Annotated in this window: 13 protein-coding genes; 1 reads left to right on the top strand and 12 read right to left on the bottom strand. The window is 63.6% G+C overall.

Going from position 1 to position 13,720, the window contains the following annotated elements:
- Nucleotides 1-10 precede the first annotated feature (10 nt).
- Complete coding sequence (locus MKI86_RS11820) at nt 11-1,093, top strand: TraB/GumN family protein (protein WP_241601089.1); 1,083 nt, start codon at nt 11-13, stop codon at nt 1,091-1,093.
- Here the strand turns inward: MKI86_RS11820 and MKI86_RS11815 are convergent.
- The 12 genes from MKI86_RS11815 to mdh form a co-directional block, all read right to left on the bottom strand.
- Nucleotides 1,077-1,571, bottom strand: coding sequence for a DUF2867 domain-containing protein (locus MKI86_RS11815; RefSeq protein WP_241601088.1), 495 nt, complete (start codon nt 1,569-1,571; stop codon nt 1,077-1,079). The two genes, MKI86_RS11820 and MKI86_RS11815, sit on opposite strands and share 17 nt — an antisense overlap.
- A gap of 114 nt (nt 1,572-1,685) precedes the next feature.
- Nucleotides 1,686-2,189, bottom strand: coding sequence for a cytochrome b (locus MKI86_RS11810; protein ID WP_241601087.1), 504 nt, complete (start codon nt 2,187-2,189; stop codon nt 1,686-1,688).
- 117 nt (nt 2,190-2,306) lie between these two features.
- On the bottom strand, nt 2,307-3,713 hold the full coding sequence (gene lpdA, locus MKI86_RS11805; protein ID WP_241601086.1) for a dihydrolipoyl dehydrogenase: 1,407 nt from the start codon (nt 3,711-3,713) through the stop codon (nt 2,307-2,309).
- Between the two features lie 23 nt (nt 3,714-3,736).
- A complete protein-coding gene (locus MKI86_RS11800; RefSeq protein WP_241601085.1) occupies nt 3,737-4,489 on the bottom strand; it encodes an SDR family oxidoreductase in 753 nt (250 codons plus the stop codon).
- Entirely contained in the window at nt 4,486-4,974 is a 489-nt protein-coding gene (locus tag MKI86_RS11795; protein WP_241601084.1) for a hypothetical protein, read from the bottom strand. The genes MKI86_RS11800 and MKI86_RS11795 overlap by 4 nt, the downstream gene beginning before the upstream one ends.
- 3 nt (nt 4,975-4,977) lie before the next feature.
- A complete protein-coding gene (locus MKI86_RS11790; RefSeq protein ID WP_241601083.1) occupies nt 4,978-5,622 on the bottom strand; it encodes a LysE family translocator in 645 nt (214 codons plus the stop codon).
- Nucleotides 5,623-5,635: 13 nt separating this feature from the next.
- Nucleotides 5,636-6,049 (bottom strand): MAPEG family protein, encoded by a 414-nt coding sequence (locus tag MKI86_RS11785; protein ID WP_241601082.1) that lies wholly within the window; start codon nt 6,047-6,049, stop codon nt 5,636-5,638.
- A gap of 10 nt (nt 6,050-6,059) precedes the next feature.
- Nucleotides 6,060-7,301, bottom strand: a complete 1,242-nt coding sequence (gene odhB, locus MKI86_RS11780) for a 2-oxoglutarate dehydrogenase complex dihydrolipoyllysine-residue succinyltransferase (protein WP_241601081.1) — start codon at nt 7,299-7,301, stop codon at nt 6,060-6,062.
- 51 nt (nt 7,302-7,352) lie between these two features.
- Nucleotides 7,353-10,349, bottom strand: coding sequence for a 2-oxoglutarate dehydrogenase E1 component (locus tag MKI86_RS11775; RefSeq protein WP_241601080.1), 2,997 nt, complete (start codon nt 10,347-10,349; stop codon nt 7,353-7,355).
- A gap of 144 nt (nt 10,350-10,493) precedes the next feature.
- Nucleotides 10,494-11,396: a succinate--CoA ligase subunit alpha gene (sucD, locus tag MKI86_RS11770; RefSeq protein WP_241601079.1), complete on the bottom strand. Its 903-nt coding sequence runs from the start codon at nt 11,394-11,396 to the stop codon at nt 10,494-10,496.
- 17 nt (nt 11,397-11,413) lie between these two features.
- Nucleotides 11,414-12,607, bottom strand: coding sequence for an ADP-forming succinate--CoA ligase subunit beta (gene sucC, locus MKI86_RS11765; protein ID WP_241601078.1), 1,194 nt, complete (start codon nt 12,605-12,607; stop codon nt 11,414-11,416).
- A 70-nt stretch (nt 12,608-12,677) separates the two neighbouring features.
- The gene (mdh, locus tag MKI86_RS11760) at nt 12,678-13,640 is read right to left on the bottom strand and encodes a malate dehydrogenase (protein ID WP_134649327.1); all 963 of its coding nucleotides are present in this window, start codon (nt 13,638-13,640) and stop codon (nt 12,678-12,680) included.
- Nucleotides 13,641-13,720 lie beyond the last annotated feature (80 nt).

Raw genomic sequence — 13,720 nt, 5'->3', positions numbered from 1 at the left:
GAGTTCGACCATGACAGTCCTTCTTCACAAGCGCCGCATGGCGCTCGCCGACCGGATGGCCGATACCGGCCTGTGGCTGCTTGCCGCGGTCAACATGCTCATCGCGCTCTCTTTCCTCGTCGTGCTCGCGTCCCTATCGCCGGCCAATGCGCAGGACCTACCGGTCTGCGGCGGCAACAACCTGCTCACGCGGTACGAGACGAACGATCCCGCCGCCTTCGCCAAACTGCGCGCCGAAGCCGATGCGGTGCCGAACGGCAAGACCATCTTCTGGAAAATCGAGAAGGACGGCAAGCCGGCTTCCTGGCTGCTCGGCACCATGCATGTAACCGACCCGCGCGTTGTCGCTATGCCCGACGGCGCGCGAAAAGCCTTTGACGAGGCCGCGACTGTCGTCGTCGAATCCGACGAGATTGCAGACGAGAAGAAGGCAGGCGTGACCATCCTGGCGCGCCCTGACCTGACCATGTTCAATGACGGGAAGTCGATCACCGATTTCCTCAGCAAGGATGATGCCGAAACGCTGGCCGAGGGGCTGAAGGGCCGCGGCCTGTCGCTCGCCGCCGTCGAGCGCATGAAGCCCTGGATGATCGCAAGCTTCGTGGCACTTCCGGCCTGCGAGATCGCCCGCAAGACGGCCGGCGCCGCCTTCCTCGACCAGAAGCTCGCCAAGGACGCTCTGGCCGAGGGCAAGACCCTCAAGGGCCTGGAAACCTTGATAGAGCAGATCTCCGCCCTCGACTCGTTACCCATCGAACCACAGATTCAGGGCCTCGTGCAGACCGTCGCCCTCGGCGATACGCTGCAGGACGTCATCGAGACGATGAGCCAGCTCTATCTGGCCGGCGATGTCGGCATGATCATGCCGATGATGCGCGCTGCGGCTCCGCAGGCCGAAGGCGATGTCGACAGCTATGCCGATTTCGAGCAGCGCATCATCATCGACCGCAACCACACCATGGCGACCCGTGCAGCCCCGATCCTCGCGGATGGCAACGTCTTCATGGCCGTCGGCGCGCTGCACCTGCCCGGCGCGGAAGGCGTCGTGGAATTGCTGCGCAAGGAAGGCTTTACGGTTACGGCCGTGAACTGACCACGCGCGTTCCGATGCCTGACAGCATCGTGCGTACGATCAGCTTGTGGAACGGCATCACGGCGGCAAGGTAGAACCGCCCGAGCAGGTTGTTGCGGTGGACGAGCGTCATCACGGAGAGCGTCTGGCCACAGGGCCGGTCGGAGCGCACGTCGATGACGATGCGAAAATCCAGATGCCGGTCGTCGAAGCCCAGCACCACCCGGTCGTCGGTGACGCTCACCACCGGAAAACCGCCGATCTCCGTCTCAGATGTCCGCACCTCGCCGGCCGCCCCTTTCAGCCCGAACGGCGCGACCAGCGCGTTGCGCAGTACCATCAGCCTGCGTATCCAGCGCGGCGGATGCTCCAACGCCAGCCGCGCGGCCTCCCGCGCTGTCAAGTGATCGACAGGCAGTCCGAGCGTGAACCGGTCCGCCCAGTCGGCGGCGGGAAGAACGGGATGGGGGAGCGAGACGGGTCTCGACACGGGCGACATGGCGGTCTCCTTCAAGGCCGCCATGCTGCGCTTTAACGCCGGGAGATGACAGGTGGCCGGTTGTCGCAGCAGGTGGCACGCCGCATCCCGACATGCGGTGACTGCGATCCCGCGTCACGTCCCGCTGGTCATTCTGCGCAGGACGGGCGTCTTCCAATAGAACTGGTGCACCGCGACACCGGCGAGATGCGCAACGATCAGGACCCAGAGCAGGGCCTTGAACAGCCCTGCATGAAGGGAACCCGCCTGCGTAACACCGAAATAATAGGCGGCGATGCCGCTGAGCGGCATCAGGAAGAACAGACCATAAAAGGCCCAATGCGCCGCTGTGGAAACACGCCTGAAGAACAAGGGCTCGGCGGCGGGCGCATCCGGCGCACCCTGTATCACCCGCAATCCGAGACGAAGCCCCGCGAGACAGAGAATGGCGATGCCGACATAGGCATGGATGTTGGCGGACGCCAGATCGTCTGGCGTGACCGTATCACCGCGACGGACGAGGCGGTTCCAGTGTTCAATGCCATCGGAAAAGATGAGGTTGAACCCGATCAGCAGGAACATCATCCAATGCAGGATGCGTTGCGAGATCGAATAGGAAAGAGCGGTATGCGAAGCCATGTGACCCTCTTCGGAAATGCATTACCAGCATTGCCGAGAATAACGGCCGCGGATGAAAAACCAATCCGCGGCCGCCACATGGCTGAAATTTAATATTTGTAAGTCGTCAAATACCGGTCACATGTGAATGGGCTTGAAGAAGGTTGCGAGCGCCGCTTCCTTGACGGCTTCCGACATGGTCGGATGCGCGTGGCAGGTGCGGCCGAGATCTTCCGAGGAGCCGCCGAATTCCATGAGGACAGCCGCCTCGTGGATCATCTCGCCTGCGCCGAAACCGACGATGTGCACGCCGAGCACGCGGTCGGTTTCCTTGTCGGCCAGCACCTTCACGAAACCATCCGTCGCCAGCATGGCGCGGGCACGGCCGTTGGCCGTGAAGGGGAACTTGCCGGCCTTGTAGGCGATGCCTGCGGCCTTCAGTTCTTCCTCTGTCTTGCCGACGGAGGCGACTTCGGGCTGGGTGTAGACGACGCCCGGGATGACGTCATAGTTCACATGGCCCGCCTGGCCGGCGAGGATTTCGGCTACGGCAACGCCCTCGTCTTCCGCCTTGTGGGCGAGCATGGGGCCGCGCACGACATCGCCGAGCGCGTAGATGCCGGGTACATTGGTCTGGAAATGCTTGTCGATCTCGACGCGGCCGCGGCTGTCGAGCGCCACGCCGGCTTCCGTCAGGCCGAGGCCCTCCGTGTAGGGCTTGCGGCCGGTGGCGATCAGCACGACATCGGCGTCGATGGTGGTGGCCTCACCGCCCTTGACCGGCTCGAAGGTCACCTTGGCGCCCGAACCCGTCTTCTCCACGCCCGTCACCTTGGCACCGAGCTTGAAGTCCATGCCCTGCTTGGCCAGCATGCGCTGGAACTGCTTGGAAACTTCGCCGTCCATGCCGCCGAGGATCGTGTCGAGATATTCGACGACGGTGACCTTGGCGCCGAGGCGTGCCCAGACCGAACCGAGCTCCAGCCCGATGACGCCGCCGCCGACGACCACCATATGGCCCGGCACCTTGTCGAGCGCGATGCCGCCCGTCGAGGAGACGATGACTTTTTCGTCGATCTCGACCGGGACACCGGGAATGCCGGCGACATCCGAACCCGTGGCGATCACGATGTTCTTTGTCTCTAGGACCTGCTCCTCGCCCTTGTCATTGGTGACGGAAACCTTGCCGGCGCCCAGCACCTTACCGGTGCCCTGGATGCCGTCGATCTTGTTCTTCTTGAAGAGGAAGGCGACACCGTCGACGTTCGATTTCACCGTCGCATCCTTGTGCGCCATCATCTTCGGCAGATTGAGGGTCGGCTTCACGCCATCGATGCCGAGGGCTTCCATGCCGTGGGCGGCGTGGCTGTAGGCCTCAGACGCGTGCAGCAGCGCCTTGGACGGGATGCAGCCTACATTGAGGCAGGTGCCGCCATAGGTGGACCGCTTTTCGACGACGGCGACCTTCAGGCCGAGCTGGGCCGCCTTGATGGCGCAGACATAGCCGCCGGGGCCGGAACCGATAACGATGAGATCATATGCCATGACAAGTCCTTCCTGCACGGGGCCTAGCGGCCGCCGCTGACGTTGATGGCGGCACCCGTCACATAGGATGCCGCGTCGGAGAGAAGATAGAGAATGGATTGGGCCACTTCATCGGCCGTGCCCGGCCGCTGCATCGGGATGAGCGACGCCATGTCGCGCGCCCGATCCGGCAGGCCGCCGGAGGCGTGGATTTCGGTATCGATGATGCCGGGGCGAACGAGATTGACGCGCACACCCTCGGCCGCGACCTCGCGCGCCAGGCCGATGGTGAAGCTTTCGATGGCGCCCTTGCTGGCGGCATAGTCGACATATTGCCCTGCGGCGCCAAGCAGGGCCGCAACGGACGAGAGGTTGACGATGGCGCCGCCTTTGCCGCCGTGGCGGGTCGACATGCGGCGCACCGCTTCCTGCGCGCAGCGGATCGAGCCCATGACGTTGACGGCGAACATGCGCTCCAGCCGCTCGGATGACATCTCGTCAACGCGCTGCGCCGTCGCCACGATGCCGGCATTGTTGACGAGACCGTCGAGCCGGCCGAACGTGCCGTCGATGGTGGAGAAGATCGAGGCGAGGCCTAGCTCGGTGCCGACATCGCCCTGGACGGGGATGGCCGAACCGTCAACCGCGCGGATTTCCGCCACCACGGCTTCGGCTGCCTGCAGATTGGTGACGTAGTTCACGGCAACCTGCCAGCCGGCAGCACCCGCCAGCCGGCAGACGCTGGCACCGATGCCACGGCTGCCGCCGGTCACGAGAAGAACGGGAGCCTCGATCATGCCGCGCATCCCTTGAGCTTGAGAAGATCCCATGGCACAGCGGACGCCTTGCCCTCGTCCCACAGCTTCGAATAGCGAAGGGACGGGCCGAAGCCGGAGAGCAGCACGCCTGCCGCTGCCGTAGCACTCTCATCAGGCAGGTCGGCCGCATCGCCCGCGCCGTTAAGCGCGTAGATCACGCCCTCCCAAACGGTGCAGGCAGCGATCTCCTCGCCGGTCACATCGCCCTCCGGGCAATTGTACATGACCATGCCGTTCGAGCGGGCGGGATCGCCCGGCATGACGATGCCATCCAGCACGGTGCCGCTTGAAAGGACCTTCAGCTTGAAATGGTGGCTTGTCGCCGCCGCGTTAGAGCCGGTGGGTTCGAAGGTCAGTTCATAGCCACCATCGCGATCCCCGTAGATCGCACGGTCCTGCCGGCACTCCGCCGCGAAGGCGGAGGTTGCGGCAGACAGGCCGGCAAGGATGAGGACGACGCGCATTGCTCAGTGCGCCTTTTCCGTCGCGAGCTTGATGCCCAGCGCGATGAAGACGAGGCCGCTGGTGCGGTCGATCCACTGGCTGGCGCGCGAGAACGCAGCACGCATGCGCGGCGTCGTCATGAAGAGCGAGACGCCGACGAACCAGGCGATCAGGCAGGTGGCCATGACGAGACCATAGCCGAACTTCACGGCAATCGGCGTATGCGCACTGACGACGGTGGAGAAGATCGACAGGAAGAAGAACACGGCCTTGGGATTGAGCGCATTGGCAAGGAAGCCGAGACCGAAGGCGCGCAACGCCGACTGGTCGCTCTTTTGTCCCTCGCGCCCCTCAACCGCCTCGAGCGAAAGATCGGCCTTTCCGGCGCGCAGCGCCTTGATGCCGATATAGATCAGATAGGCCACGCCGCACCACTTCACGATGTTGAAGAGGTAGATCGACTGGGAAATGATCAGCCCGAGCCCGAGGATCGTATAGGTAACGTGGAACATCAGCGACGCGCCGACGCCGAAGGAGGTGATGATCGCCGCCCGGCGCCCGTGCACCAGCGACTGGCGCATGACCATGGCAAGATCGGCCCCCGGCGAAACGATCGCGAAGGAGAAGATGGCCATCAGCGAGGCGAGTTCGAGAAGATAGCTGCTCATCGTTCTCGTCCTCCTAGACGATGATGACGACCGCCATCACCGCCAGGCCCGCCAGCGAGGCAAGCCAGACCAGCGAGCGGATATAGGGAATGCCCGTCAGATAGAGGGGGATATAGACAAGCCGGGCGACGAACCACAGCCATGCGCCGATGAGACCCCAGCCCGATGGGTCGCCCGCGATCGCAAGCGTCAAAGCGAGCGCGACAAAACCGGGATAGGTCTCGCGGAAATTCGCGGACGCGCGCGCGGCGCGTCCGGCGAGGATGCCTTGCGGTTCGCGTGCACCGTCACGCGGACCGGCATTCCACTCGGAGCCGAGTTCCTTCGTGGCGAACATGCCCTGCAGGAGGATATGGAAGACGAGCAGCGCCACGCTCAGGACGATGAGCACGAGGATGGGGTAAGCCGCCGTCGCTGCCGTCTCCATGAAACCCTCCTTAGAGATCGAGAACCAGACGCTCCGGATCTTCCAGGCTGTCCTTGACACGCACGAGGAAGGTCACGGCTTCCTTGCCGTCGACGATGCGGTGGTCATAGGACAGCGCGAGATACATCATCGGGCGGATGACGATCTGGCCGCCGACGACGACCGGGCGCTCCTGGATCTTGTGCATGCCGAGGATACCCGACTGCGGCGCGTTCAGGATCGGCGAGGACATCAGCGAGCCGTAGACACCGCCGTTGGAGATGGTGAACGTGCCACCCTGCATGTCCGCCATGGACAGCGCGCCGTCACGCGCGGCCTTGCCGAGACGGCCGATTTCCTTCTCGATGGCGGCAATACCCATCTGGTCGGCATCGCGTACGACCGGCACCACCAGACCCTTGTCCGTGCCGACGGCGACGCCGACATGGCAATAGTTCTTGTAGATGATGTCGGTGCCGTCGATCTCGGCGTTGACGGCCGGCAGTTCCTTCAGCGCGTGCGTCACGGCCTTGGTGAAGAAGCCCATGAAGCCGAGCTTCACGCCGTGCTTCTTCTCGAAGAGATCCTTGTAACGGTTGCGCAGGTCCATCACGGCCGACATGTCCACCTCATTGTAGGTGGTCAGCATGGCTGCGGTGTTCTGGGCGTCCTTGAGGCGCTTGGCGATGGTCTGGCGCAGGCGCGTCATCTTCACGCGCTCTTCGCGCGGCGCATCGGCTTCAGAAGAGGCCGGACGGGCAGCAACCTTGGCAGGCTCGGCGGAAGCCGCCGACGATGCCGTGATACCCTTTGCAACGGCGGCAAGCACGTCGCCCTTCAGCACCTGACCGCGCTTGCCCGAACCGTCGACCTGATCGGCCGAAAGGTTGTTTTCGGCAAGCAGCTTGGCGGCGGCAGGAGCAGCCGGCATGGCGGACGCGCCGCCGGCAGCGGGCTTGGCTTCGGCGACCGGAGCGGCAGCAGGAGCCTTCTCGACCTTTTCGGCGGCGGCAGGAGCAGCCGCACCGGCGGAAGCACCTTCGGAGATCTGGCCGAGCAGGCCGCCTGGCTCGACGGTTTCGCCGGCGTTGGCGGTGATTTCGCCGAGCACGCCGGAGGCGGGTGCAGGCACTTCGATCGTCACCTTGTCGGTTTCGAGCTCACAGAGCGGCTCGTCGGCCTTGACGACATCGCCCACCTTCTTGAACCAGGTGCCGACGGTCGCTTCGCTGACAGATTCGCCCAGAGTGGGGACGCGGATTTCGGTAGCCATGACTGTGTTCCGTTCGTGATTCTTTTCGTGGTTACTGGATAGCCGGGCGGATCAACCGCCCAGCGCGTCCTCGAGGAATGCGGCAAGCTGTGCCAGGTGCTTCGACATGAGACCCGTCGCCGGCGATGCGGCGGCCGGACGGCCGGTGTAGCGCACGCGCTGATACTTGGCGTCGATATGGGCGAGCACCCATTCGAGATACGGATCGATAAACGCCCAGGCACCCATGTTCTTGGGCTCTTCCTGGCACCAGACCATCTCGGCATTGCGGAAGCGCGATAGTTCGTTGATCAGCGCCTTGGCAGGGAACGGATAGAGCTGTTCCAGACGCAGCAGGTAGACATCGTCGATGCCGCGCTTCTCGCGCTCTTCCAAGAGGTCGTAATAGACCTTGCCCGAGCACATCACGACACGGCGGATCTTGGCATCCTTCTGGAGCTTGATCGGGCCGTCCTTGATTACCTCGGCGTCGTCCCACAGCAGGCGGTGGAAAGAGGTTTCCCCGGCCATTTCCGACAGCGAGGACACGGCCCGCTTGTGGCGCAGCAGCGACTTCGGCGTCATCATGATGAGCGGTTTGCGGAAGTCGCGCTTCACCTGGCGGCGCAGGATGTGGAAGTAGTTCGCCGGCGTCGTGACGTTGGCGACCTGCATGTTGTCTTCCGCGCAAAGTTGCAGGAAGCGCTCCAGACGGGCGGATGAATGCTCCGGTCCCTGGCCCTCATAGCCATGCGGCAGAAGGCAGACGAGACCCGACATGCGAAGCCACTTGCGTTCGCCCGAGGAGACGAACTGGTCGAAGATCACCTGCGCGCCGTTGGCGAAGTCGCCGAACTGGGCTTCCCAGAGGGTCAGGGCGTTTGGACGGGCCAGCGAATAGCCATATTCGAAGCCGAGCACCGCTTCTTCCGAGAGCATCGAGTTGATGACCTCGTATCGCGCCTGCGTGGGCGAGAGGTTGGAAAGCGGGATGTAGCGGTCTTCGGTTTCCTGATCGTAGAGAACCGAGTGACGCTGCGAGAACGTGCCGCGTTCGCAATCCTGACCGGAAAGGCGGATCTTGGTGCCTTCCACGCACAGCGTGCCGAAGGCGAGCGCTTCGCCCATCGCCCAATCGATGCCCTCGCCCGTCTCGACCATCTGCATGCGGTTGTCCATGAACCGCTGGATGGTCTTGTGGGCCTTGAAGCCTTCCGGGGTCGTCGCGATCTTGCGGCCGATTTCCTTGAGCTGCTTCATCGGCACCGAGGTCTTGCCGCGGCGCTGTTCGTCCTGGTTGTCGGCCGAGCGCAGGCCCGACCATGCACCGTCGAGCCAGTCGGCCTTGTTCGGCTTGTAGGACTGGCCGGCCTCGAACTCCTGTTCGAGATTGGCGCGCCAATCGGCCTTCATCTTCTCGAATTCGCCTTCGGAGATGACGCCCTCGGCGATCAGCCGCGCGCCGTAGAGGCTGACGACGGTCTTGTGGGCGCGGATCGCCTTGTACATCTTCGGCTGCGTGAACGCCGGCTCGTCGCCTTCGTTATGGCCGAAGCGGCGGTAGCAGAAGATATCCAGCACGACCGGCTTGTGAAACTTCATGCGGAATTCGGTCGCGACCTTGGCGGCATAGGTCACCGCCTCCGGATCGTCACCGTTCACGTGGAAGATCGGCGCCTCGATCATCTTGGCCACATCGGACGGATAGGGCGAAGAGCGCGAGAAGGCCGGGTTCGTGGTGAAGCCGATCTGGTTGTTGATGATGACGTGGACCGTGCCGGCAACGCGGTGTCCGCGCAGACCGGACAGGCCGAGGATTTCGGCCACGACGCCCTGGCCCGCAAAGGCGGCATCGCCGTGCAGCAGCAGTGGCATCACCTTGGCGCGCTCACGCAGCGGGATGATATCGCCTTCGAAGACCGTCGCCATCTGGTCCTGCTTGGCGCGGGCCTTGCCCATCACGACAGGGTTGACGATCTCGAGATGCGAGGGGTTGGCCGTCAGCGACAGGTGCACCTTGTTGCCGTCGAACTCGCGGTCCGAAGAGGCGCCGAGGTGATACTTCACGTCACCCGAACCTTCGACGTCGTCAGGCGCGTAGGAGCCGCCCTTGAACTCGTGGAAGACCGCGCGGTGGGGCTTGGCCATCACGTTGGTGAGAACGTTCAAGCGGCCGCGGTGCGCCATGCCGAGCACGATTTCCTTCAGGCCCATCTGGCCGCCGCGCTTGATGATCTGCTCCAGCGCCGGGATGAGTGCTTCGCCGCCGTCGAGGCCGAAGCGCTTGGTGCCCTTGTACTTGACATCGATGAACTGCTCGAAACCTTCCGCTTCGATCAGCTTTTGCAGGATCGCCTTCTTGCCTTCGACGGTGAAGTCGACGCCCTTGTCGGGGCCTTCGATGCGCTCCTGAATCCAGCCCTTCTCTTCCGGGTTGGAGATATGCATGAATTCGACGCCGATCGTCGAGCAGTAGGTGCGCTCGAGGATTTCGACCATTTCGCGCACGGTGGCGTATTCCAGGCCGAGGACGTTGTCGATGAAGATCTTGCGGTCGAGATCCTTCTCCTCGAACCCGTAGTTCGAAGGCGAAAGCTCGTGATAGTCCTCGACGGGTGCCGCGATGGCGAGCGGGTCGAGCTTGGCGTGCAGATGGCCGCGGGCGCGGTAGGCGCGGATCATCATGATGGCGCGCACGCTGTCGCGCGTCGCCTGGTTGACGTCGGCCTGATTGACGGCCGTGCCGGTCTGGGCGGCGGCGGCTTCAGCCTTTGCCTGCACCTTCTTTTCCAGAACCTTCTCGACCACGCCCCAGTTGCCGTCGAGCGCCGAGACGAGTTCGCCATTGGCGGCGATCGGCCAGTTGGCGCGCTTCCAGGACGCACCCTTGGCGGCCTTCACGACATCGGAGGGCTGGTCTTCCAGAGCCTTGAAGAAGGCCTGCCATTCCTCGCCGACGGAGGCGGGGTTTGCCTCGTACTGGGCATAGAGCTGCTCGATATAGGCCGCGTTTGCTCCGTCGAGGAAGGAGGTGGCCAGGAATTGTTCGTTGGCGTCTTGCCGTGCCATGGTCTTTCGCGGGCGCCGCGCCCGCCTCCCGAACGATCGTGTTGACCGGGCCTGCCCGGTTTGCCGCCCGCCGCCCGGTTTTTGGCCGGTGACGGGTGAGATGGGTCGGCCGGCGTCTTGCGCCGGCCCACCCGCTTTTGTTTGTCAGCCCTTCAGGACTTCCACCAGCGTCTTGCCGAGGCGCGCCGGCGACGGCGAAACGCGGATGCCTGCCGCTTCCATGGCGGCGATCTTGGATTCCGCATCGCCCTTGCCGCCGGAAACGACAGCGCCGGCATGGCCCATGGTGCGGCCCTTCGGCGCCGTGCGGCCCGCAATGAAGCCGGCCATCGGCTTTTTGCGGCCCTTCTTGGCTTCGTCGATGAGGAACTGTGCCGCATCTTCTTCGGCCGAGCCGCCGATTTCGCCGATCATGATGATGGAGGTCGTGGCTTCGTCGGCCAGGAACATCTCCAAGACGTCGATGAACTCGGTGCCCTTGACCGGGTCGCCGCCGATACCGACAGCCGTGGTCTGGCCGAGGCCTTCGTTGGAGGTCTGGAACACTGCTTCATAGGTAAGCGTGCCGGAGCGCGAAACAATACCGACGGAGCCCTTGCGGAAGATCGAGCCCGGCATGATGCCGATCTTGCATTCTTCCGGCGTCAGGATGCCGGGGCAGTTCGGGCCGAGCAGGCGGGACTTGGAGCGGTCGAGGCGAGCCTTGACGCGCACCATGTCGGCAACCGGGATGCCCTCGGTGATGCAGGTGATGAACGGGATTTCCGCTTCGATCGCCTCGATGATCGCGTCCGCGGCGCCTGCCGGCGGAACGTAGATCACGGACGCGTCTGCGCCGGTCTTTTCCTTGGCTTCGGCGACAGAGGCGAAGATCGGCAGGCTTTCACCCTTGGAACCGGTCCAGGTTTCGCCACCCTTCTTCGGGTGAATGCCGCCGACCATCTTCGTACCGTAATAGGCGAGCGCCTGTTCGGTGTGGAAGGTGCCGGTCTTGCCGGTCAGGCCCTGAACGAGGACCTTGGTGTTCTTGTTGACGAGAATCGACATGAGGTCTGGTCCTTCCGTTAGCCGTTGATCGCGGCGACGATCTTCTTGGCGGCGTCGTCCAGATCGTCGGCGGCGGTGATCGCCAGGCCGGATTCGTTCAGGATCTTCTTGCCAAGCTCGACATTCGTGCCTTCGAGACGAACGACCAGCGGAACCTTGAGGCCGACTTCCTGCACGGCAGCGACCACGCCCTCGGCGATGACGTCACACTTCATGATGCCGCCGAAGATGTTGACGAGGATGCCCTCGACCTTCGGGTCGGCGGTGATGATCTTGAAGGCAGCTGCCACCTTCTCCTTGCCGGCGCCGCCGCCGACGTCGCAGAAGTTCGCCGGCTCCTTGCCGTAGAGCTTGATGATGTCCATCGTCGCCATGGCGAGACCGGCACCATTGACCATGCAGCCGATATTGCCGTCGAGCGCCACATAGGCGAGATCCCACTTGGAGGCCTCGATTTCCTTGGCGTCCTCTTCGGTCTCGTCGCGCAGCGCCTTGATGTCTTCGTGGCGGAACAGCGCGTTGCCGTCGAAGGAGACCTTGGCGTCGAGAACGCGCACGCGGCCGTTCTTCATGACGATCAGCGGGTTGATCTCGAGCAGGCTCATGTCCTTTTCGACAAAGGCCTTGTAGAGGATTGGGAACAGCTTCTCGCCGTCGGCCTTCGCTTCGCCTTCGAGCTTGAGGGCCGATGTCAGCTTCGCCAGATCGTCGGCCGTGACACCCTTCTCGGGGTTGATGGCGACGGTGACGATCTTCTCCGGCGTGTCATGCGCGACGGCCTCGATGTCCATGCCGCCTTCGGTCGAAACGACGAAGGCGACTTCGCCGACGGAGCGGTCGACGAGCAGCGACAGATAGAGTTCGCGGTCGATATCGGCGCCGTCCTCGATATAGAGGCGGTTCACCTGCTTGCCGGCCGGGCCGGTCTGGGCGGTGACGAGCGTGTTGCCGAGCATTTCCTTGGCATGGGCCTTGGCCTCCTCGATCGAGAAGGCGAGGCGCACACCACCCTTTGCATCGGGGCCGAGTTCCTTGAACTTGCCCTTGCCGCGACCGCCGGCATGGATCTGGCTCTTGACCACGTAGAGCGGGCCGGGCAGCGACTTTGCAGCCGCCTCGGCCTCGTCGGCGGAGAAGATCGCCACGCCTTCGGCGACCGGCGCGCCATAGCTCTTCAAAAGAGCCTTGGCCTGATATTCATGAATGTTCATGGTGAAATCCTGTCTGGAGCATGTCCAACAAAATGCCTTTGCCGGACATGCGTGAACAAAAGAACCGGAATTACTTCAGCGCGGGCGCGATGTTGATGCAGGCTTCGCAAAGGCCTGCGACGGCCGCAACCGACTTCTCGAAGGCTTCCTGCTCGGCCTTGTTGAACTCGACCTCGATGATGCGCTCGACGCCGCCTTCACCGATGACGGTGGGAACGCCGACATACATGTCCTTCACGCCGTACTGGCCCGACAGGTAAGCCGCGCAGGGCAGAACGCGCTTCTTGTCCTTCAGGTAGGACTCGGCCATTTCGATGGCGGAAGCGGCCGGCGCGTAGTAGGCCGAGCCCGTCTTGAGCAGGCCGACGATCTCCGCGCCGCCGTCACGGGTGCGCTGGATGATTTCTTCCAGGCGCTCCTTGGTGACCCAGCCCATCTTGACGAGGTCGGTCAGCGGAATGCCGGCAACGGTGGAGTAACGGGCGAGCGGCACCATCGTGTCGCCGTGGCCGCCGAGAACGAAGGCGGTGACGTCCTGGACGGAAACCTTGAATTCCTCGGAGAGGAACAGGCGGAAGCGGGCCGAGTCCAGCACGCCGGCCATGCCGACGACCTTGTTCTTCGGCAGGCCGGAGAACTTCTGCAGCGCCCAGACCATCGCATCGAGCGGGTTGGTGATGCAGATGACGAAAGCGTCGGGGGCGTATTTCTTGATGCCGGCGCCGACCTGTTCCATGACCTTGAGGTTGATGCCCAGCAGGTCGTCGCGGCTCATGCCGGGCTTGCGGGCAACGCCTGCGGTGACGATGCACACATCGGCACCCTCGATCGCGGCGTAGTCGCTGGCACCCGTCAGCGAGGCGTTGAAGCCTTCGACCGGCGAGGACTGGGCGATATCGAGGCCCTTGCCCTGCGGGATACCGTCGGCAATGTCGAAGAGGACGATGTCGCCCAGCTCCTTCAGGCCGGCGAGATGCGCCAGCGTGCCACCGATCATGCCAGAACCAATAAGTGCGATCTTCTTGCGGGCCATGAAAGCTTCCTTTGCTCCGATCAACAGGCCCCGGAATGTCGCAACCGCAGGACCCTTCGGCGCAAGGGCTTACGCTTCCT

This window comes from Shinella sedimenti (assembly GCF_022601905.1).
GTDB classification, from domain to species: Bacteria; Pseudomonadota; Alphaproteobacteria; order Rhizobiales; family Rhizobiaceae; genus Shinella; species Shinella sedimenti.
The sequence above is the reverse complement of the archived record's forward strand: the minus strand, read 5'-3'. Positions and strand labels throughout refer to the sequence as shown.